The sequence below is a fragment of the Halorussus sp. AFM4 genome, assembly GCF_051194995.1.
In the GTDB taxonomy this organism is placed as follows: Archaea; Halobacteriota; Halobacteria; order Halobacteriales; family Haladaptataceae; genus Halorussus.
Genome location: NZ_JBNTJT010000001.1, coordinates 1,035,528 through 1,055,467 on the forward strand (window position 1 = coordinate 1,035,528; position 19,940 = coordinate 1,055,467).

The window sequence follows — 19,940 nt, forward strand, 5'->3', positions numbered from 1 at the left end:
GTATCATGGTAGAGAATGCCAAAGACGGGGGGAGGAGGCACGTGAACCGACGGAACGTCCTGAGAACTGCGGGGGCGGTGACGCTTGGCGGTCTCGCCGGATACACCGAACGCGCTCAGCCGACCCAGCTCGAGATGTGGCTGGGGTACATCACGGAGAGCGAGACCCAGCGAGAGTACACCATGAACCTCGTGAAGCGGGCAGAGGAGGAGTTCGACCTCTCGATCAACGTCACCGGCGTGGCGTACAGCGATTTCGCGAAGCAGTTCCAGGCGGCGAGCGCGGCTGGTGACCTGCCGCACCTCGTGGATTTGCAGACGAACCCGGAGGTCCTCAGCGGGGTGGGACGACCAATCGAAAGCTTGTTCAAGGGTAGCAAGACGGACGAGAAGGTCTCGGACAAGATTCTCGAACCGATGCGGGTGTGGGGGAACCAACTGACCGGCAACCGGAAGATAATGGGGTGGCCGCTCGGTATCCGACCGCACTTCCCGATCTGGCGGATGGACTGGCTCGAACAGGCCGGGATTGCGCGCGAGGAGGTCGATTATACCAGCGGAAGCAAGCACTACCGGAACGACCTTCCGGGGATCTACGACCGGCTGAAGCAGACCGACCTCGGCGGGCAGAAGGGTTACTTCCCGTCCGCTACCGGGATGAAGCAGAGCGACGCCGAGTACGCCGAGATGTACATCTCGCAGTTCGGCGGGTCGCTCACCGGCGTCGTGAGCGAAGACGGGACGGAAGCGACGGTGAACTCCAAGGCGGCCCGCGACGCCATCCAGATGCAGGTCGACTTCATCGACCAGGGGTACTTCCACAACAACGCCGTCAACCAGGGCGACGAAGAGGTGACGTCGCTCCAGTTCGCCGGGAAGGTCGGGGAGAACCAGTTGCAGGACATCGCGGACATCTGGTCGAGTTACCGCGAGCAGCAGCCTCAGGCCATGAAGAACGGGGAGTACGTGGTCTCCGTGCCGCACAACGGCGGCACGAAGTCGACGCTCTCGTGGTACGTCTCCATCGGGTTCATCGACGACGCCTTCTCGAACCAGCAGGAACTCGACGCTGCCGCCGAGTTCGTGGACTGGTGGGCGACCCAGGAGCAGAACGTCCTCGGCAACGCCCAGAAGCTCGGCATCATTCCGGCGAACCCCGAAGTAATCAGGAACAACGACTGGTTCGGAAAGACCGACCTCCACAAGAGCATCTGGCGCGGCGCCGGCCTGAAGACGCTGAACGAGTTCGAGCAGGCCACGGTGCCCGCTGTTCCCGGCGGAACCGCGATCACCTACGACATTCCCGCCCAGATGTACCAGCGCATCATGACCCAGGACTGGAGCGTCGACCGGGCGACCGACTGGGCCGCCCAAGAGATCAACTCGGTGCTGGCCGAACACGGGCGTCGCTGACGCCCATCGGCGGCAGTTCACCGCGTCACCGCGAGTCGAGAGTGTTTATCGCGTCACTGCGGACATTCGTCTTCCTGGATCTAGCATCAGAAGGCGCTCCGCGTCCACCCGCCGTCGACGAGCAGCGACTCGCCGGTCGTGAAACTCGCGGCGTCGGACGCAAGGAACGCGACCGCCCGGCCGAACTCCGCCGGGTCGCCGGGACGGTCCATCGCGAGTTCCTCCACGCGACGTTGCTGGGCCTCTTCCACCGAGATGCCGTCGCGTTCGGCCTCGGTTCGATTGAGGTTCTCGATGCGCTCGGTCATCACCGCCCGCGGACAGACGCAGTTGACCCGAATCCCGTCGTCAGCGTACTCCCGGGAGAGGGTCTTCGAAAGCCCGTAGATACCCGGGCGAATGGTGTTCGACAACAGGTGGTTCTTCGGTGGTTCGCGCGCCGAGGCAGACACGACGTTCGTGATACTCCCGCCGCCGTCGCGGAGCGCGGGAAGCGCGGTCTGAATCACCTGGAACGTGCTCCGCAGGACTGAATGATACGTCTCGTCGAGGTCCGAGAGCGTCGCGGACTCGAAGTCGCTCTGGGGCGGTCCGCCGTGGTTGGTCACGAGCGCGTCCAGCCCACCGAGTTCGTCGACGGCGGCGGACACTCCTTCGTCGATCGAGTCCTCGTCCGTCAGGTCACACTCCCGGACGATGACGGAATCGCTATCGGCACCCGCGTTCGACACGATCTCCTCGCGGGCCTCTTCGAGATTCTCCCGACTTCGAGACGTGATGGCGACGGTCGCGCCTTCTGCGGCCAACCGCTCCGCCGAGGCCCGTCCGAGACCCTGGCTCGCTGCCGTGACGAGTGCACGCGTTCCGTCGAGTTCCAACTCCATGCCGGCATGTCCACACGTACCGGCAAATACCTTGGTAACATCTCGCAAATGAAATACGTGCGAATAATTTTGCGGTGCCAGCGTGAAATCCGGTCATGGCGCGGACGAACGAGATGACGATACGCGAGGTACGTCGGGACCTCCACCGCCGCCCCGAAACGGGATGGTGCGAGTTCCGGACGACCGCACTCGTTGCGGCCGAACTCGACGACCGGGGCTACGAAGTCCACCTCGGTCCGAACGCGCTCGACGTCGGATCCCGCCTCGGAGTACCCGAAGACCGCGACCTACGCGCCGCCGCTGACCGAGCACGGGACCAGGGCGCGACCGAGGCGTACCTCGACGCGATGGACGGGGTTACGGGGGGCGTGGCGGAGAAAACGTTCGACCCGGCCGGACCGGTCGTGGGCGTCAGGGTCGACATGGACGCGTTGGAGATCACCGAGGCAACAAGCGACGAACACAGGCCCGCCCGGGAGGGATTCGCCAGCGAGTATCCGGGGACGATGCACGCCTGCGGGCACGACGGACACACGGCGATAGGCCTCGGCGTCGCCCGCGCGTTCGAGGAGACCGACGACTTCGACGGGACACTCAGACTGTTCTTCCAGCCGGCCGAAGAGGGAAGCCGCGGCGGCCTCGCGATGAGCCGGACCGACCACCTCGCAGACGTCGATTACCTGTTCGCGCTCCACCTCGGCTTCGGACGCGAGACCGGAACCGTGATCGCCGGCTTCGACCGACCGCTCGCGAACGGTCGCTTCGACGTGACGTACGAGGGGACCCCCAGCCACGCCGGACACGCGCCGCAAGACGGGAATAACGCGTTGCTGGCGGCAGTAACGGCGATACAGGGCCTCTACGCCGTCCCTCGTCACGGCGACGGCGCGACGCGTGTGAACGTCGGACGGGTGCGTTCGCCGAACCCGCAGAACGTCGTGGCCGACCGCGCCGAGATGCGCGTCGAGGTGCGCGGGGAGACAACCGAAATACGGGACTGGATGGTCGACCGGGCGAAGCGAGTCGTCGACGCCGCCGCAACGATGTACGGAACCGAGTACGACGTCGACAGGTGCGGCTGGGCCGATTCGTTCGAGGCCGACGAGCGGCCGGTAGACGCCGTCGCGAAGGCCGCGCGACAGCATCCCGACGTCGACGCGGCGGTTCGTCGCGACCGGATGGGCGCGAGCGACGACGCCGCCAACCTCATCAGGCGAGTCCAGCAGAACGGCGGTGAGGGGACCTACGTTCTCGTCGGCGCCAGCAACCCCGACGGTCATCACACCGCGAAGTTCGACATTGACGAGGACGCGCTCGACCTCGGTGTAGAGGTACTCACCGAAGCAATTCGAAACGTGGCGTGACGTCCCTCAAGGAATCATTGGATATCGGAATCAGAGACCCAGGACTTCGCGGGGGTTATCGTAGACGATCGTGCGAATGGTTTCCTCGCTCAGTCCGAGGTTGTGAAGGTCGATGACGGTCTCTGGGATGCAGAAGACGTCGCTGTACCGATATCCCATCATGTCGCTGTCGACGATCACGCGCTCGGGGCCGTACTCCTGCACGACGTCGGCGATGTCCTCGGCGGTGACTCCTTTGAGCGGCGAACTCACACTGAATCCGAGATAGGCGTCGGTGCTCTCCATCACCAACTCCACGATGTCGGACGTAGCGTGATCGATGACGAGTTGCTCGTGGGGGAGACCGGCCCGGTCTGCGAGCTGAATGTCGATCTCGACGCACTCCGGTTTCGGCTCGGAGTAGTCGACCGAGGTGTCGGGTTCAGTGAGGTCGAGCCCGCTCCAGCCCTCCGTACCGGTCTCGGCGCCCGCCTTCTTCGAAGGGGTATGGGTCACGACTGGAAGGCCGGTCTCGGCGGCCAGTTCCATCTGCGCACCGACGACCGTCTTCTGGTCCTCGATGGGCCACCGGGACGTGTACTGGACCGGCTCGATACCGGTCTCCCCCACGGCCACCACCTTGTCCAGCTCGAGGTACGCCGGCAGGACGTCGATGAGTTCGTCCCAGCCGTCGACGCGGGCGAGGGTGTGAATCCCGATCGCGACGTAGGTGTCGAAGACGTGCTTCCGGTCGAGGTAATCGGCCCACTTCAGCGCCGAATCCCAGAGAAAGCGGACATCGTCGGCCGAAACGGGGCGGTACGGACTCCAATGGGGGTTGTGGGCTATCATCACGACCGCCTCGCATCCGGTCAGGTCGTACTTGTGCTGTTCGTTCCACGAGAGCGTCTGCGTGTGCTGATGGATGTCGACCCACGGCGTACTCGTCACACCGGTGGACTGCTCGTCGTCGTGGTCGTTCAAGTCGATTCCTAGCGATCGCTGTGTGGGCCCCCTTGACATAGTCGTACAAGCGGCCCGTCTCGATTTGTACTTGTGGGGCGGTTTCCGCCTTCGGCGGAGTCCGGGACACCCATCGGACTAGTCAACGCTCGGTGCTAGAAGAGTTGCAATTAAGTTATCAGCCTACACGCATTCCATGGGCCGCTTTTCATCCATGGCGTCCGATTTCGTCCGAATCGACCCTACGATATCGGTATATTCGATCTCGGTCATGCAGCCAAACTAGATTCGGGAATCGGATAGTTACATAACGAAATCACGGTACGACAGCGAGGCCCCGGCCAGATAACAACACCCCTAAAAGCGACTAGGACCAGTTACCCCATGCCATGATCGACCGACTGGAGGAAGAAGTCGATATGCTGGAACGGCACCTGGAGGTGCTGCAGATGGTCATCGAGAACGAGCCGATCGGCATCGTGAAGATGTCCAACGAGACCGGCTACCCCCACCACAAGGTCCGGTACTCGCTGCGCGTCCTCGAGGAGGAGAGCCTCATCGACCCGACGAGCCAGGGCGCCATCACCACCGAGCAGACGGAGGAGTTCGTCGACGAGCTCGACGACAAGATCGACGAGATCGGCCGGACGCTCGACGAGATGAAGGTCAGCGAAGCGCAGTCGGCCGAGAGCTAACGGCCTGTCCGACACAGCTCCCCGAGCAGCAGCCGATAGTCCGTTTTTCTTTCTCGAACTTCACCAGCGACGACGGAGAATAGTACGAGGCCAACAGCGCCCTTACTCCACCGTCACGCTCTTGGCCAGGTTCCGCGGCTTGTCGATACTCCGCCCCAGCTCGTCCGCCACGTGGTAGGCCACCAACTGCAGCTGCACGTTCGCCAGCACCGGCGCCACGCGTGGATGCGTCTCGGGCACCTCCAGCACCGCGTCGGCGTACCGCTTCACGTCCGACGCGCCGTCGGTCACCGCCACCACCGGCGCGTCCCGCGCCTCGACCTCCTTGACGTTCCCGACGGTCTTCGTCGCCTTCTCCCCGGCCCCGGTCACCACGGCGAACACGGGCGTCTCCTCGGTCACCAGCGCGAGCGGACCGTGCTTGAGCTCGCCCGCGGGGAAGCCCTCGGCGTGCTTGTAGGTGATCTCCTTCAGCTTCAGCGCGCCCTCCAGCGCGACCGGATGGTGGTACCCGCGGCCGAGGAAGAAGTAGCCCTCGCTGTCCACGAACTCCCGGGCGACCTGCTTGGCCCGCGAGGAATCCAGCAGCTCCTGGACCTGGCCCGGCAGGTCGCGCAGCGCCTCGACCACCTCTCGCCCGTCACTGCGCTCCGCGATCGCGGCCGACAGCAGGTTGGCCGCGACGACCTGCGAGGAGAACGTCTTGGTCGCGGCCACGCCGATCTCCGGCCCGGCCCGGATCATCAGCTCCCGGTCGCACTCGCGGGCCGCGGTCGAGCCCACGACGTTGGTCATCGCCAGCGTCTCGACGCCGCGGCGATGGGCCTCCCGGAGCGCAGCCAGCGTGTCGGCGGTCTCGCCGCTCTGGGTAATCCCTACGACGAGCGTATCGTCTGTAACCGGCGCAGGCGACGTCGCGTACTCGCTGGCGAGGAACGCCTGAGCGTGAACGCCTGCCTCCCGCAACGCCTGCGCGCCGAACAGCGCGGCGTGATAGCTTGTCCCGCAGGCGACGAACTGGACCGACGACGGATTCAGGCCCGCCAGCGACTCGACGTCCACGGTCCCCGTGAGCTCGTCGACGCGGCCGCGGAGGCACTTCCGGAGCGCGCGGGGCTGCTCGTGGATCTCCTTGAGCATGTAGTGGTCGTAGCCGCTCTTGGCGGTCTCCTCGGCGTCCCACTCGACGCGGGAGACCGACTTCTCGAGCAGTCGGCCCTCGGCGTCGGTGACGGTCCACGACCCCGACTCCAGCCGGGCGAACTCGCCGTCCTCCAGGTACACCACCCGGTCGGTGTAGTCGAGGAAGGCAGGCACGTCGCTCGCGAGGTACGCCGCGTCGTCGCCGACGCCGACGACAAGTGGCGAGTCCCGGCGGGTCGCGAGGATGGCCTCCGACCCCCGCGTCACCGCGGCCAGCGCGTAGCTGCCCTCCAGTCGGCCGACCGCCGCGCGGAAGGCGTCCTCGAAGTCCTTGCCGTCTGCCAGTTCCTCCTCGATGAGGTGCGGAACGACCTCGGTGTCGGTCTCGCTCTCGAACTCGTGGCCGCGGTCTGTCAGCTCCGCCCGGAGGTCGGCGTAGTTCTCGACGATGCCGTTGTGGACCACGGCGACGTCGCCCGCGCAGTCGGTGTGCGGGTGTGCGTTCTGGTCGCTAGGTGGCCCGTGGGTGCTCCAGCGCGTGTGGCCGATGCCGACCGGCCCGTCGAGGTCGCTGCCCACCGCCTGCTGGAGCCGCTGGATCTCGCCCTCGCGCTTGCAGACCGAGAGGTCGCCGTTCGCCAGGGCGACCCCCGCCGAGTCGTAGCCCCGGTACTCCAGGCCCTCCAGCCCCGACAGCAGGACGTCGAGGGTGTCGTCGCCCCGGCCGGCACAGCCGATGATGCCGCACATCAGTCTGTCACCTCACGTACGTCGTCACTCGTCCTCTTCGCAGTTTCGGCCGTCCCGGTCGCTCCGGTAGGCACCCCGGGTGCATCGGCGGTCACGCCGATATCGTCGGCAATCACCCCAGTCGCACCGGCAGCCACCCAGGTCGCGTCAGCGGTTGTCACGGTCACTCACCGGAACACCTCGGCGTGCTCGTTTATATTTTCGGAAACGGTCACGCCCGTCCGGAGGTGGGCGCTCGGCCCGACCAGCGTCCCCGGCGCGACGCTCACGTCGCCGTCGGCCCGGACGCGGTCGGCCAGCACCGCGCCGAGTCGCTGGTCCTCGTAGACGGTGTCGCCGACGCGGACGTCGCCCGGCCCGCCCGAGACCGTGACGTCCGCGCCCAGCGCGACGCCCTGGCCGGTCACGCAGTCGATCAGGGTCGAGTTGGGGCCGACCCGGGCGTCGGTGTCGAGCACCGACCGCGTGACCACGGCGTTCGCGCCGACGGTCGCGTTCCGGCCGAGCGCGGCGTAGGGACCCACGACCGCGCCGGGGCGGACCTCGGTGTCGGGCCCGACCACGACCGGCCCCTGGAGGGTGGCGTCCTCGTGGATGGTCGCGCTGTCGGCGACCCAGACCGACTCCTCGCGTTCGGGTTCGGTCACCCGGCCGTGGAGCAGCAGGTCCCGGGAGACGTCGAGCAGGTCCCAGGGATAGGTGGCGTCTTCCCAGAGCTCCTCGGTGACGACGCCCCGGACCACCATCTCGCGGTCGAGCAGGCCGACCAGCGTGTCGGTCAGCGCGAGCTCGCCCTGGACGCGGGGCGTCTCCTCGATGGCGTCGAAGATGGAGGGGCTGAAGGCGTACACGCCGGCGTTGAGCAGGCGGTAGTCGTCGGTGTCGGGCTTCTCGACCAGCTCGACCACCCGGTCGCCGTCCATCACGACCGCGCCGTAGTGGGAGACGTCGGCCTGCTCGGTGACCGCCAGGGTCGCGCTGCCGTCGTCGTCCTCGAAGGCGTCGAGCACGTCGGCGACCATCCGGCGCTCGATGACCTGGTCGCCGTTGACCACGAGGAAGCCGTCCTCGTCGGCGACCGCCTCGCGGGCCTGCAGGAGGGCGTGGCCGCTCCCGAGCTGCTTGTCCTGGGCGACGTAGTTGACGGGGACGTTCCGGTATGTCGGGCCGAAGTGGTCCTGGACCCGGTCGCGCTTGTAGCCGACGACGACGTGGAGGCGCTCGACGCCCGCTCCGATGAGCGCGTCGAAGACGTGTTCGAGTATCGGCCTATCGGCGGCGGGAAGCATCGGCTTCGGGCGATTGCGGGTCAGCGGTCGCAGGCGGGTCCCCTCGCCCGCTGCCAGCACGACGGCGGCGCGAACAGTCATGGGTGAGACATCGGTCAGTGGGCGTATCAATTTTCGGCTTCCTTCGACGGCGGGCGCCGGTGGATGGACACGTTGTCGGAGTACACGATGACGACGACCGGTTTCACCCCGCAGTCTCGTGCAGGTGCTCGACGCGCTCGCTGACCCAGTCGAGAATCGCGAACAGCACGTCGAGATGGTGGGTGCCGAGCGGCGAGTCCTCGGCAGCTCCGGCGTCGGGTGGCGGGTGGAAATGCGTCCGGGGCGCGTCCGTCTTCGGATGGCGGTCCCATCGGCACCGGTACTGCTCGCCGCCCCGGTCCTCGACGTAGTATCGTCGCACTCCGACCACCTAAATCGCCAGCGCCGCGCCGCCCACCATCGCCAGCGCGCCCAGGCCGACGCAGACGCCCCAGAACGGGACGCGCTCGACCACCCGCATCAGCGCGTCGATGGTCAGGAAGCCGACGACCGCGGCGGTGGCGAGCGCGAGCGCGGCAGCGGTCGGCGCGACCTCCGGGATTCCGGTGTCGAGCAGGACGAGGACGCCGGCGCCGAGCGCGGCCGGGATCGACAGGAGGAACGAGAGTCGGAACGAGGAGGGGCCGTCGTGGCCGCGGAACAGCAGCGCCGAGGCGGTGGTGCCCGACCGCGAGACGCCCGGCAGGATGGCCAGGCCCTGGAGCGCGCCGACCAGCACGGCGTCGACGAGGTCCGGCGACGCCCGGCCGCCGAACTCGAAGCCGTCGGCGACCCGCTGGAGGACGCCCGTCAGCACGAGCAGCAGGCCGATCAGCGCGACGAACGCGCCGCCGGTCAGCGCCGAGACGACCGTCTCCAGCGTGGCGTAGGCCGCGATGCCCACGACCCCGGAGACCAGCGTCGCGACCCCGAGGAACGAGAGGGTGGGCACTTCGTCGCGCGTCTCGGCCGGGGCGGCGTTGGTTCCGCTGCCGACGCCTGCACCCGCCGCGGTCGGTCCCGCGGGGTCGAAGGCCCTGCCTGGCCGCCAGTCGGGCAGCGCGCCCAGGACGTCCCGGAGTTCGTCGCGGTAGTAGACCGCGGCCGACAGCGCGGTGCCGGCGTGGAGGAACAGCGAGAACTGGACCGCCGCCTCGGGCGAGGAACCCATCGCGGTCAGGAAGACGGTGATGTTGCCCTCGCTGGAGATGGGCAGCCACTCGAAGACGCCCTGCAGCGCCCCGGCGACGACGGCGACGAGCGCGGACCGGTTCATGTCCGATGGGCGTTCGCGCGGGGTTAAAACTGCTCGGAAGTCGGGCGCGTGGACGGAATTGGTGCTCCAACGGCTAACCGTCGTAAGTGAGCTCGGTCGGGCAGACCACCGGGTGGGACTGAAAGGGGCCGCCCGGTCGCGCCCGAAGGGCGTGGTCGTCTGGTCGACCCCTATCCGAGGCGGTCACGCGAGCGGAGCGAGCGTGACCTCGGAAGTCGCAGCCTGCGCAGCGTAGCGAGCAGGACCGTCTTTCGCCGAACCGAGCGAAGCGACGGTGAGCCGAGGATATGTCGGCCAGCGACCGCGACCGGGCGGGGGCTTTCGAGATCAACACCGAATCTACAGTTTCCGTAGTCCCGGCCAAACGGCCGCCAGAAAGTGGAAGCCGCTAAACGGAATCGACGACGTCAGAACTGACGAGAATTTCTTCTACTTCCCTCAGTCGTCGTCGACGACGACCTCGACCGGGCCCTCCTGTTCGGCCATCCGCTGCTGCTGGCCCTTGCGCTCGTGCCAGAGCAGCGCGCCGGCGACCGCCAGCACGATCCACGACCGCCAGTTGGCGAGGTTGAGCGTGTAGCCGATGCCGAAGGGCTTCTCGACCAGCATCCCCTCGTCGGGTTTCCAGTACGAGGAGATCATCCGCCCGATGCTCGGACGCTCGAAGTTGTACGGCATGCCGAACAGTTCGCCGGTGCTGGGTTTGTCTGCCATGTGAGGCGAATACGTCGGAGAGGAATAAAGTGCTTTGGCTACTGGGTGAAGTGAACCACGACAGGAGCGGGTTTCGAGGTTGTCGGAAAAAGGGCTACATCTAGAAGAACATGCCGCTAGCTACTGCCGTCACCTCTGTCCCGCACAGCCCCGCAACCGCGAGCCTCACACCTCCCCAACCTCCTCGCTCGCTGCACTCGCTCGGCCCTCGCACGCACTGGCGTGCCACGAGGGCACGCCAGCGCGCGCCAAGTCGTTTTGTCAGTGAGTCTCCACCGACCGACGGTCACTGATACCGCCCGCGGCCCTCGACCTCCTGTAGCCTGTCGAGGACCGTCTCGTCGCCCGCCTCTCCGTAAGCGTCCTCGAACTCCCGCCGGAGCGCGTCGGCGTCGTCCGACGTTCCGGCGAGGCTCTGGCCGAAGACGTGGAGATCCATCGCGTAGTCCTCGTCGTCGTCGGTGTAGTAGCCCAGGCCGAAGTCGATGAGGTAGGTCCGGTCGGCGTCGACTCGGACGTTCCGGGTCGTGGGGTCGCCGTGGACGAACCCCGCGCCGTGGACGGCCGCGAGGTGGCGGGCCACGTCGCGCACGCGGTCGGCGTCGAGTCGGTCCCGGAGGTCGGCCTCGCCCACGCGCTCGAAGACCAGCGTCCCCTCCTCCGGGTCGACGTCGTAGACCACCGGCGTCGGCACGCCGTGGCGGCGGGCCTCGCTGGTCAGGCGCGCTTCGAGGACGGTCCGGTCGCGGCGGAGCCGGTCGTCGAGGCCCGGATGGCGATAGCTCTTGGGCACGCGGCGCTTCGTCACGCGCTCGTCGCCGACGTCGACGGTGGCCTCCGCGCCCTTGATCTCGCTGTCCTCCGCTCGCCACGCGTCGACCGACTCCTCGTCGGCGCGCCAGGTGACCGGCACCTGGTCGGGCCGGAAGTCCGGGTCGACCGCCGACTCCTCGACCGCGATGGTGTCGCCCGCCCGGGCCATCTGGGCGCCGAGCACCGCGATCATCCCGGCGTTGTCCCGGAGGAAGCGGGCGTCGGGCGCGTAGAACTCGGCGCCGCGCTGCTCGCACATCGCCGCGAGCATCTCCCGGAGGCGCGCGTTCTGGCCGACGCCGCCGCCCAGCACCAGCTCGTCGCTGCCGGTCAGCGACAGGGCGCGCTCGGCGACCTCCGTGAGCATCGCGAAGACGTTCTCCTGGAGCGCGTAGCAGACGTCCTCGACCGGTGTTCCATCATCATAGGCGTCCTTGGCGGCGCTCATGATGCCCGAGAACGAGAAGTCCATCCCCTTCACCACGTACGGGAGGTCGACGTACTCGCCGTCCTCGGCGGCCTCCTCGACCTTCGGGCCGCCGGGGTGGGACCACCCGACGTGGCGGGTGAACTTGTCGATGGCGTTGCCGACGCCGGTGTCCATCGTCTCGCCGAGCACCCGGTACCGGCCGTTGCGGTAGCCCAGCACGTGGGCGTTCGCGCCCGAGGCGTTCAGGCAGACCGGCGAGTCGAAGCCCGACTGCCGGCGGCCGATCTCGAGGTGGGCCACCATGTGGTTGACGCCGACCAACGGGACGTCGAGCGTCTGGGCCAGCGCCCGGGCCGCGGTGCCGACCGTCCGCAGGCAGGGGCCGAGCCCGGGCCCGCGCGAGAAGGCGACCGCGTCGATGGGGCCGTCGGCCGCGTCGAGCGCGGTCTCGATCACCCGGGGGATCGCGTCGCTCATGTGCTCGGCGGCCTCGCGCGGGTGGATGCCGCCGCTCTCGGGCTGGTAGGCGTCGGTCTCGATAAAAACGCCGTCGGACGCAGTCCGACGAGCTTCCGAGTGCGACTCGGAATCGGAGTCGGGGTCGTCGTCAGTGTCGTAGACCGCGGCGCTCGCGGCCCACGCGGTGCCCTCGATGCCGAGGACTCGCATTCGCTACTTCCACTCGGTGTAGCCACAGCGCCCGCAGTGGAGGCGGTCGCCGTGGTCGGCGAGGAACGCGTCGCCGCACCGGGTGCAGGTCTCCTTGTCGGTCGTGCCGTCGTCGTCGTAGTACTCGTTGCGCGCCATTATTCGGCCTCCTCGGGTTCGGCCTCGGTCTCCGCGTCGGCCTCGGCGGAGATTTTGTTGCGCTCGAGCATGTAGTCCTGCTCGACGTCGCGGGCCGCCTCGGGGCTGTCGTAGACCTTCGCGTAGCCGACGGTCTTGCGCATCCCGAACTTGGTGTTCATCTCGTGGACCACGACCTCGCTGGAGTCCTTGTCGAGCTTGGCCGCGAGGCTGTCGCGGACCGAGAGCCGCGAGGGGGTCGCGTCGTCGTGCACGATCTGGAACCGCACTTCGGACCGGTGGAGCATGGGATTCTGCTCCTCTGAGAGGATTTCGACTTCCATGTGTATCGCTCAGTTACTGTCTAATTGGCCGTGAGCGCTGTAAAAGGATTTCGAAGTAAACAACTGGCGGGTCACAGTTCGAGCGACCGTTTTCCGAGTCGGTCGGCGATTCGATGGGGACTCGGTCGGAGGTCCGTGCCTGGTCACGGTTCGATGGACGTGAGCAAGCCGTACCGGTGACCCCGAAAGCTACTCGGCTATGCATGTACGATATGCATGCATGGGAACGACGACGATTTCGCTCAAGGACGAGGCGTACGACCGACTCAAGGAAGCGAAGCGGGAGGGCGAGAGTTTCAGCGACGTCGTACTCAGGTTGACCGAGTCGGCGGACACCGAGGAACGAATCGCGGAGCTCGCCGGCGGCCTGGGCACCGAGTTTGCCCGTGAGGTCGAGGAGTCGTCGGAAGACGTACGCGAGTCGCTCGAGATGGAATCGGGAGCCGACGAATGAAACTGTTAGATACGAACGTGCTGGCGAAGTGGGGGAATCCGGCGGCGAAGGACGAGGTCGTGCCGTACCTTCAGACCCACGCCGAGGAACAGTTCGTGACCTCCTCGCTGGTGTTGTTCGAGTTCTTCAGACCCGCCAAGCGTCGACAGAACGGCCAGCAGGTCCGCACCTGGTTGGGCAAGGTACTGGACGGAATCGAGCCGTTCGACGAGAGTGCCGGTCTGAAAGCAGCGAGCGTAGAGGCCAACCTGCGAAAACAGGACAAGACGCTACAGATGCGCGACCTGCTGATCGCGTCCCACGCCAGCGACCTCGGAGCGACGTTCGTCACGTACGACAAGGGCGATTTCGAGAATCGATTCGTCCAACAACTGCTGGACGTAGACGTCATCCGGTCCTGATGTTCCCCCGACCAGAAATCACGGCGTGTCCGATACAGCGTCCTGAGGAAGTCGACGGAGCCCCGCAGTCTCAGTCGATCTCCAGAATCTCGAACAGCGCCTCGGTGTCGCCGTCCATCCGGCCCAGCAGGTCCCGCATCCGTTCCTTCGACTCCCCGGTCACGGCCGCGAGCACCATCCCCTCGTCGGGCTGGCCGTAGACCACGCTCGCGCCGGGCGGCGCCGCCGCGATGGCGGGCAGCGCCACGAGGTCCTCCTCGCCGTCCACGACGAGGATCGTCGGTTCGGGGTCGGCGAGGGCCTCGCGGAGCGCCGCGGCGAGCTCGCGCGAGACGGACGCCGCCGGGTTCTCGACGCGGACCTCGCGGGCCTCGCCGCCGAGGCGGGCCACGCCCTCGGCGACGTCGTCGTCGACTTCCTCCCGCTTGGTCAGGCCGTCGACCACGGCCACGTCGGGGACGACACCGGCGCGTTCGAGGTGGTAGGTCACCACGTCGCCCACCGCGACGAGGGGGCCGTCGCCCGCCTCGGCCAGCAGGCGCTCGGCGTCGGTGAAGATCGGTCCCATCGGCTCCTTGAGCTCCCCGCGCATCGCGTCGGGCAGCGAGACCAGAACGTCGCTCACGGTCGCGCTCCGGCGTTACCGCACCTTCAGTGCATACTTGCCCGGCTTCGTCACTTCCATCTCCTCGGCGATCTGGCTCTCGTCGGGGTGGGCGATGATGACGTAGCCGGCCCAGTCCTCGGTGAGACTGGTCGACCCGCAGATGGGACAGGTGTCCTCGTCGGGCTCGACCACGGCGTGGCATTCGCGACAGGCGAGGCGGTCACCGGCCATGGTCACTCACTCTCTGTGGTGGCCTGCCGCTTCTCGCGCTCCTCCTTCAGCCAGCCGTGCTTGCCGAGGCCGACCTGCTTGGCGGTGAGCCCGATCTTGCTCTCGCGGGGGTTGCGCTCGTCGATGCTCTTGGTGACGATGCGCGCCCGGACCGAGTCGCCGACGCCGAGCGTGCGGTTCGACTCCCGGGACGCGAGCATCTGGCCCTCCTCGTCGTAGGCGAGGTACTCGTCCGATATCTGGGAGACGTGGAGCAGGCCGTCGACCGGCCCGATGCCGACGAAGGCGCCGAAGTTGACGACCTCCACGATCTCGCCGTCGACGACCTCCTGCATCTGGGGATCGAAGGTGACCGCGTCGAACTCGGCCTCGTAGTAGACGCCGGGCCGGTTCGGCAGGACCGCGCCGTCGCCGATGTCGTGGACGTTCACGACGCTGACGACGCTGCCCACGTCCTCGTCCATCCGGCCCTCCAGCTTGTCCTGCAGCAGCTTCTTCACGAGATTCGGCGTCACGTCTGCGAGGTGCTCCGGGGGAACCTCGACCGTATCCTTGAGTCTGACCCGTTTGTACATGCTATGGTTTACTGATTGCGAGTTTGTTCCGACCCCTTATATGAATTACCGGTGCGCCCGCGTCGAGCAGGCGCCGCTTGAGGGGCCGGTCGTTCGTGACGACGTAGTCGAACTCGGGGGCGAGTTCGACCAGCGCGTCGTCGGCGTACGATGCGTCGTGGTCGACCGTCCGACACCGCTCGGCCGCCAGGTCCGCGCCCACGCTGGCCGCGACCGCCTCGGCGCCGTTGCCGTCGGCGAGCGTCGAGAGCTCGTCGCGGACCGCCCGCGGGACGGCGCAGTCGAACTCCCCGAGCAGCCGCTCCAGCTCCTCGAAGAGCCGCACGTCGGCTTCGACCGGCATCATGAGCGCGCTGGTGTCGGCGGCGACCGTGGCGGCCATGCTATCCCCGCAGGGTGCCGACCCCGATGAGCCGCCAGCGGGCGCCGATGCGGCGGTTGATGGCGATCTGGGCGCCCTCGGGCGCGCAGACCGGTCGCTTCAGCGCGACCTCGCACTCGCCCTCGCGGGCGCTGGTCACCGAGCCGACCGTGGTGGCGGTGCCGATGGTGAGCATCAGCGGTTCGCCGGTCGAGATGTCGTCGATGTTCTCGTCGTCGAGCCCGACGAGCCGCTCGAGCAGGTCGACCTCCATCGTGAACTGCTCCCACGTCGGCGGGAGCGAGCCGGGCGTGCCGGCGACCTGGCCGGCCAGCGCGTCGCCCTTGGTCAGGCTGGGGTCGAGCCCCGTGCCGACGCCGAGCAGGCCGCCCGGCGTCACCTCGTCGACGGTCTCGCCGCCGGCCTGGAGCGACCGCACGTCGGTCTGGATGGGCTCCCACTCCGTCTGGCCGCCCTCCTCGACCTCGCGGCCGGGCCGGAGCTCGATCTCGTCGCCCTTCGTCAGCTTGCCCTCGACCAGGCTGCCGCCGAGCACGCCGCCGACGAGGCCGTCCCACGTCGTTCCGGGCCGGTTGATGTCGAAGCTCCGGGCCACGTGCATCCGCGGGTCGGCGTCGGGGTCGCGGTCGGGCGTCGGGATCTCGTCCTCGATGGCCTGGATGAGCAGGTCGATGTTGACCTCCTGCTGGGCCGAGATGGGGACGACCGGCGCGTCCTCGGCGACGGTGCCCTCCACGAACTCCTGGATCTCGCGGTAGTTCTGCTCGGCCTGGTCGCGGTCGACCAGGTCGATCTTGTTCTGGGCGACGACGATGTTGTCGATGCCGATGATGTCGAGCGCCATCAGGTGCTCCTCGGTCTGGGCCTGCGGGACGGGCTCGCTGGCCGAGACGACCAGCACCGCGCCGTCCATGATGGCCGCGCCCGAGAGCATCGTCGCCATCAGCGTCTCGTGGCCGGGCGCGTCGACGAACGACACCGTGCGCAGCGGTTCGCTCTCGCTGCCGTCGGGGCACGTCTCGTCGACCGTGTAGCGCTCGGGCTCGTCGAGCCCGGGGCACTCCCGGAACGTGGCGTCTGCGTAGCCGAGCCGGATGGAGATGCCACGCTTCATCTCCTCGGAGTGCTGGTCGGTCCACTCGCCGGAAAGCGCCTGCACGAGCGTCGTCTTTCCGTGGTCGACGTGGCCGACCAGTCCGATGTTCACCTCCGGTTGGGCGGGATTTCCTGTCAAAGTTGACCTCCTGAAGTAATTCTACTGGAAGATTCGCCCCGAACGACTGATAAACCTACTGTTCTCGTCCGGGTCCCGGGACCGACTCGCGCCGGGCGTCCGGCGGCGAAGCCGTCTCCGGCGCCGGCCGAATCCGGACCGGTCCGGCGTCTTCGCTATCCGGATGTCCAGTGCCCGGAGCGGGAAATCAGTTGTGGCCGCGTGACTCGCGGTCGGGGCGACGACTGCGACGGGCTCGCGGTCCCCGTACTATCAATCGTGAAACAAAAACGTGGTTAAGGCAACACTTTAGCCGACCGGGACCGCAGGGTCTCGTATGAGCGGAACGACAGGGCCGAACGCCGAGGAGTCCGGGATCCAGGACTGCGAGGACTGCGTGGCCCCGGCCGAGGCGTTCTCGGTCATCGCCAACGAGACCCGACTGTCGATCCTCGAGGCGCTCTGGAAGGCCGGCGACCGGCCGGTGAGCTTCTCGGAGCTCCGGCGGGAGGTCGGGATGCGCGACAGCGCGCAGTTCAACTACCACCTCAAGCAGCTCACCGACCACTTCGTGGTCCAGACCGACGACGGCTACGACTTCCGGCAGGCCGGCAAGAAGGTCGTGCGGGCCATCCTGGCCGGGTCGTTCAACGAGCACCCCGAGATGGGCCCGTTCGAGGTCGAGGGTACCTGCGCCGACTGCGGCGCGGGCCTCCAGGCGTACTACCACGACGAGATGCTGGCCATCGACTGCACCGAGTGCGGGAAGAACCACGGCGAGTATCCGTTCCCGCCGGGCGGGCTCAACGACCGGAGCCGCGAGGAGGTCATGGACGCGTTCAACCAGCGCGTGCGCCACCTCCACTGCCTGGCCGCCGACGGGGTCTGCCCCGAGTGCAACGGCCGGATGACCACCACCGTCACCCGCGACACCGAGGACTACCTCGGGCTCGAAGTCCGGGTCGACCACGAGTGCGAGCAGTGCCGCCACCAGCTCTACTCGGCGGTGGGGCTGTCGCTGCTCGACCAGTCGGACGTGGTGACGTTCCACCGCGAGCACGGCGTCGACCTCTGCACGACGCCGTACTGGAAGCTCGACTGGTGCGTCAGCGACGAGCACACCACGGTGCTCTCGGACGATCCCTGGAAGATCCGGGTGGAGATCCCGCTGGACGACGAGGTGCTCTCGGTGACCCTCGACGGCGACCTGACCGTGCTCGACATCGAGCGCGACTGCGGGTCGCAGTCCGCGGACGGCGCGCAGGCGGTGCTTGACTGAGTCCTCGCCCGGGTGACGAACCCGATTTCTGATTTAGCAGTTCTCGGTTGTCCTGGACTCTCGCTCACGCTCAGTGAAACAGTCCACAGTTCGGGTGGACTGAAAGGGGCCGGCCGGTCGCGGTCACGCGACCGGCCGGGGGCTTTCGAGAACAAGGCACTCACTTAGGCGACTCACCAATCACGCCTGTTTTGTTTGTAAGAGACCGACAGAACTACCGGAAACCTGCCTTACTGATTCTCGGCCAGCCAGTCGGCGAACTTCGCCAGCGCCCGGCCCCGATGGGAGATCGCGTTCTTGCGCTCGGTGGACATCTCGGCCATGGTCTCGCCCTCGTGCTCGAAGATGGGGTCGTAGCCGAACCCGCCGTCGCCCCGCGGCGCGACGATGCGGCCCGGCACCGCGCCGTCGAACGTCTCGGTCGTCTCGCCGTCGTAGTAGGCGATGACGCACCGGAACCGCGCCCGGCGGTTCTCCTCCATCTCCACGAGGTTCCAGACGCGCTCGACGCCGACGGTGTCCTCGACGTACGAGGAGTACGGGCCGGGGAACCCGCCGAGCGCGTCCACGAACAGGCCGGCGTCGTCGACGACGACCGGGTCCTCGCCGCCGGTCGCCGCGAACGCCTCCTCCGCGCCGGCGACCGCGATCTCCGCGAGGTCGTCGCTCTGGATCTCGGTGTAGTCGTAGTTGACCTGCTCCACGTCGTCGGTCAGGTACTCGCGCGCCTCCTCGACCTTCCCCTCGTTGCTCGTCACGAATCTGATGGTCATGGCTGGATGCTCCGGTCGGTTCCCGGTCGGAGCGCGCCGGGGTTAGGGGTGACGATTCGCCGAGCGCACCCGGGCCAGGGGACCGAAATCGCAACCCCTTACCCGTCGCACCGACTGCCATCGGACATGAGCACGATCCGGGTCGCGTGGGGCACCGGGACCGGCCCCACCGAGATGTCCTCGTACGACGCCGCGCTCGCGGACGCCAACCTCCACAACTACAACCTCGTGACCGTCTCGTCGGTGATTCCAGCGGACGCGGACGTGGAGGCGGTCGGTACGGCCCCGGACCTCGGCCCGGCGGGCGACCGGCTGACGGTCGTCCAGGCCCGCGCGACCCGCGCCGGCCCCGGTCGCGTCTCGGCCGCGCTCGGGTGGACCACCGGCCCGGGTCCGGGCCTGTTCTACGAGGCGACGGGCGAGGCCGACCCCGAGGACGTCGGCGAGCGCGTCGAGACCGGCCTCGCGGCCGGCCGGGAGCTCCGCGAGTGGACGTTCACCGACGAGCGCGTCGAGACCGCGACCGCCGACGCCGAGGCCGGCACCTACGCGACCGCGGTCGTGGTGGCCGCCTACGGCGAGAGCGAGCCCATCTGCTGAGGCGGGCCGCCCGGCGACCATGCCACAGTCTGTCGCGTGACAGAGCCTGCCGAAGCCGAGAGCTTTTATAACGTCGGGGCCCAACCTGTCCCCGTCAGACCGATGAACGGCAACACCCCCTACGCGGGCGTCCCCGGCGAGACGCAGGCCGGGCAGCGCGCGAACACGGACGTCCCCGACCTCTCCCCCGAGCAGAAGCAGTCGCTCCGCGACAGCATCACCGACATCGCCGCCCGGACCCGCGAGTTCCTCCCCGACGAGTACGTGGTCGGCTCGAAGGTCGCCGACAACGGCAACGGGCCCCAGGCCCAGGTGTCGGTCCAGCCGCCGGTCGGCCACCCGGTCAGCGCCGGCTTCAGCCCGAGCGTCGAGGACTTCGACGGCGACGACCTCGACACCCACGAGGAGGCCGAGGTCGCCCGCGGCCTCGCGGCCAGCGCGGCCATGCAGGTCAAGCAGATGATGGGCGACGACATCACGCCGACCGCTCGATAGATAGCAGCGTCAGGAGACGGCGACGGCAGGCGGAGAAGCAGACGATGTCGGACGGAGCAGCGAAGGA

The 19,940-nt window shown here is 67.7% G+C and carries 25 protein-coding genes; 8 read left to right on the forward strand and 17 right to left on the reverse strand.

All coding sequences use genetic code 11. The annotated features are described in order from the left end of the window. Window positions 1–41 precede the first annotated feature (41 nt). Window positions 42–1,412: an extracellular solute-binding protein gene (locus ACQUQF_RS05370; RefSeq protein WP_435176518.1), complete on the forward strand. Its 1,371-nt coding sequence runs from the start codon at window positions 42–44 to the stop codon at window positions 1,410–1,412. Between the two features lie 86 nt (window positions 1,413–1,498). Here the strand turns inward: ACQUQF_RS05370 and ACQUQF_RS05375 are convergent, their stop codons facing one another. Beyond that, on the reverse strand, window positions 1,499–2,296 hold the full coding sequence (locus ACQUQF_RS05375; RefSeq protein ID WP_435176520.1) for an SDR family oxidoreductase: 798 nt from the start codon (window positions 2,294–2,296) through the stop codon (window positions 1,499–1,501). A gap of 95 nt (window positions 2,297–2,391) precedes the next feature. Here ACQUQF_RS05375 and ACQUQF_RS05380 point away from each other — a divergent pair, with 95 nt between their 5' ends. Further along, window positions 2,392–3,660 carry an amidohydrolase gene (locus ACQUQF_RS05380; RefSeq protein WP_435176522.1) on the forward strand — a complete coding sequence of 423 codons (1,269 nt, stop codon included), beginning with the start codon at window positions 2,392–2,394 and terminating at the stop codon, window positions 3,658–3,660. A gap of 30 nt (window positions 3,661–3,690) precedes the next feature. On the opposite strand, the gene ACQUQF_RS05385 is transcribed toward ACQUQF_RS05380, so the two are convergent. Continuing rightward, window positions 3,691–4,623: a TatD family hydrolase gene (locus tag ACQUQF_RS05385; protein WP_435176524.1), complete on the reverse strand. Its 933-nt coding sequence runs from the start codon at window positions 4,621–4,623 to the stop codon at window positions 3,691–3,693. A gap of 368 nt (window positions 4,624–4,991) precedes the next feature. Between ACQUQF_RS05385 and ACQUQF_RS05390 the strand changes: the two genes are divergently transcribed. Further along, window positions 4,992–5,297 (forward strand): hypothetical protein, encoded by a 306-nt coding sequence (locus tag ACQUQF_RS05390; RefSeq protein ID WP_435176526.1) that lies wholly within the window; start codon window positions 4,992–4,994, stop codon window positions 5,295–5,297. Window positions 5,298–5,399: 102 nt separating this feature from the next. Here the strand turns inward: ACQUQF_RS05390 and glmS are convergent, their stop codons facing one another. The 9 genes from glmS to ACQUQF_RS05435 all read right to left on the reverse strand — a co-directional run bounded on the left by glmS (window position 5,400) and on the right by ACQUQF_RS05435 (window position 12,863). Beyond that, window positions 5,400–7,190: a glutamine--fructose-6-phosphate transaminase (isomerizing) gene (gene glmS, locus ACQUQF_RS05395; protein WP_435176528.1), complete on the reverse strand. Its 1,791-nt coding sequence runs from the start codon at window positions 7,188–7,190 to the stop codon at window positions 5,400–5,402. Beyond that, window positions 7,190–7,357, reverse strand: a complete 168-nt coding sequence (locus ACQUQF_RS05400; RefSeq protein WP_435176530.1) for a hypothetical protein — start codon at window positions 7,355–7,357, stop codon at window positions 7,190–7,192. Before ACQUQF_RS05400 ends, glmS begins: the two co-directional genes overlap by 1 nt. Continuing rightward, window positions 7,358–8,560: a sugar phosphate nucleotidyltransferase gene (locus ACQUQF_RS05405; protein WP_435176532.1), complete on the reverse strand. Its 1,203-nt coding sequence runs from the start codon at window positions 8,558–8,560 to the stop codon at window positions 7,358–7,360. Window positions 8,561–8,663: 103 nt separating this feature from the next. Continuing rightward, window positions 8,664–8,882, reverse strand: coding sequence for a hypothetical protein (locus tag ACQUQF_RS05410; protein ID WP_435176534.1), 219 nt, complete (start codon window positions 8,880–8,882; stop codon window positions 8,664–8,666). A 9-nt stretch (window positions 8,883–8,891) separates the two neighbouring features. Next, on the reverse strand, window positions 8,892–9,776 hold the full coding sequence (locus ACQUQF_RS05415) for an undecaprenyl-diphosphate phosphatase (RefSeq protein WP_435176536.1): 885 nt from the start codon (window positions 9,774–9,776) through the stop codon (window positions 8,892–8,894). A gap of 438 nt (window positions 9,777–10,214) precedes the next feature. Next, window positions 10,215–10,490, reverse strand: a complete 276-nt coding sequence (locus tag ACQUQF_RS05420) for a DUF5808 domain-containing protein (protein ID WP_435176538.1) — start codon at window positions 10,488–10,490, stop codon at window positions 10,215–10,217. Between the two features lie 286 nt (window positions 10,491–10,776). Then, window positions 10,777–12,402: a bifunctional N(6)-L-threonylcarbamoyladenine synthase/serine/threonine protein kinase gene (locus ACQUQF_RS05425; protein ID WP_435176540.1), complete on the reverse strand. Its 1,626-nt coding sequence runs from the start codon at window positions 12,400–12,402 to the stop codon at window positions 10,777–10,779. A gap of 3 nt (window positions 12,403–12,405) precedes the next feature. After that, the gene (locus tag ACQUQF_RS05430) at window positions 12,406–12,540 is read right to left on the reverse strand and encodes a 30S ribosomal protein S27ae (RefSeq protein WP_435176542.1); all 135 of its coding nucleotides are present in this window, start codon (window positions 12,538–12,540) and stop codon (window positions 12,406–12,408) included. Beyond that, window positions 12,540–12,863, reverse strand: a complete 324-nt coding sequence (locus ACQUQF_RS05435) for a 30S ribosomal protein S24e (protein ID WP_435176546.1) — start codon at window positions 12,861–12,863, stop codon at window positions 12,540–12,542. The genes ACQUQF_RS05430 and ACQUQF_RS05435 overlap by 1 nt, the downstream gene beginning before the upstream one ends. Window positions 12,864–13,083: 220 nt before the next feature. On the opposite strand from ACQUQF_RS05435, the gene ACQUQF_RS05440 reads away from it, so the two are divergent. Continuing rightward, entirely contained in the window at window positions 13,084–13,317 is a 234-nt protein-coding gene (locus tag ACQUQF_RS05440; protein WP_435176548.1) for an antitoxin VapB family protein, read from the forward strand. After that, window positions 13,314–13,718: a type II toxin-antitoxin system VapC family toxin gene (locus ACQUQF_RS05445; RefSeq protein WP_435176550.1), complete on the forward strand. Its 405-nt coding sequence runs from the start codon at window positions 13,314–13,316 to the stop codon at window positions 13,716–13,718. Before ACQUQF_RS05440 ends, ACQUQF_RS05445 begins: the two co-directional genes overlap by 4 nt. Before the next feature lie 70 nt (window positions 13,719–13,788). Here ACQUQF_RS05445 and ACQUQF_RS05450 read toward each other — a convergent pair whose 3' ends face one another. From ACQUQF_RS05450 to ACQUQF_RS05470, 5 genes are read right to left on the reverse strand one after another with little or no spacing between them, the layout of a single operon-like run. After that, window positions 13,789–14,310 (reverse strand): GTP-dependent dephospho-CoA kinase family protein, encoded by a 522-nt coding sequence (locus ACQUQF_RS05450; RefSeq protein WP_435177607.1) that lies wholly within the window; start codon window positions 14,308–14,310, stop codon window positions 13,789–13,791. 48 nt (window positions 14,311–14,358) lie between these two features. Further along, complete coding sequence (gene spt4, locus ACQUQF_RS05455) at window positions 14,359–14,556, reverse strand: transcription elongation factor subunit Spt4 (protein WP_435176552.1); 198 nt, start codon at window positions 14,554–14,556, stop codon at window positions 14,359–14,361. Window positions 14,557–14,558: 2 nt separating this feature from the next. After that, a complete protein-coding gene (locus ACQUQF_RS05460) occupies window positions 14,559–15,131 on the reverse strand; it encodes a DNA-directed RNA polymerase (RefSeq protein WP_137284470.1) in 573 nt (190 codons plus the stop codon). Between the two features lies 1 nt (window position 15,132). After that, entirely contained in the window at window positions 15,133–15,513 is a 381-nt protein-coding gene (locus tag ACQUQF_RS05465) for a PIN domain-containing protein (RefSeq protein WP_435176555.1), read from the reverse strand. A gap of 1 nt (window position 15,514) precedes the next feature. Beyond that, window positions 15,515–16,747, reverse strand: coding sequence for a translation initiation factor IF-2 subunit gamma (locus tag ACQUQF_RS05470; RefSeq protein WP_435176557.1), 1,233 nt, complete (start codon window positions 16,745–16,747; stop codon window positions 15,515–15,517). Between the two features lie 316 nt (window positions 16,748–17,063). Here ACQUQF_RS05470 and ACQUQF_RS05475 point away from each other — a divergent pair, with 316 nt between their 5' ends. Continuing rightward, window positions 17,064–18,005 (forward strand): ArsR/SmtB family transcription factor, encoded by a 942-nt coding sequence (locus ACQUQF_RS05475; protein ID WP_435176559.1) that lies wholly within the window; start codon window positions 17,064–17,066, stop codon window positions 18,003–18,005. A 230-nt stretch (window positions 18,006–18,235) separates the two neighbouring features. Here the strand turns inward: ACQUQF_RS05475 and ACQUQF_RS05480 are convergent, their stop codons facing one another. After that, on the reverse strand, window positions 18,236–18,778 hold the full coding sequence (locus ACQUQF_RS05480) for an XTP/dITP diphosphatase (RefSeq protein WP_435176561.1): 543 nt from the start codon (window positions 18,776–18,778) through the stop codon (window positions 18,236–18,238). Window positions 18,779–18,904: 126 nt separating this feature from the next. Here ACQUQF_RS05480 and ACQUQF_RS05485 point away from each other — a divergent pair, with 126 nt between their 5' ends. Further along, window positions 18,905–19,378 carry a pyruvoyl-dependent arginine decarboxylase gene (locus ACQUQF_RS05485; protein WP_435176563.1) on the forward strand — a complete coding sequence of 158 codons (474 nt, stop codon included), beginning with the start codon at window positions 18,905–18,907 and terminating at the stop codon, window positions 19,376–19,378. A gap of 102 nt (window positions 19,379–19,480) precedes the next feature. Next, window positions 19,481–19,873 (forward strand): DUF5811 family protein, encoded by a 393-nt coding sequence (locus ACQUQF_RS05490; RefSeq protein WP_435176565.1) that lies wholly within the window; start codon window positions 19,481–19,483, stop codon window positions 19,871–19,873. Window positions 19,874–19,940 lie beyond the last annotated feature (67 nt).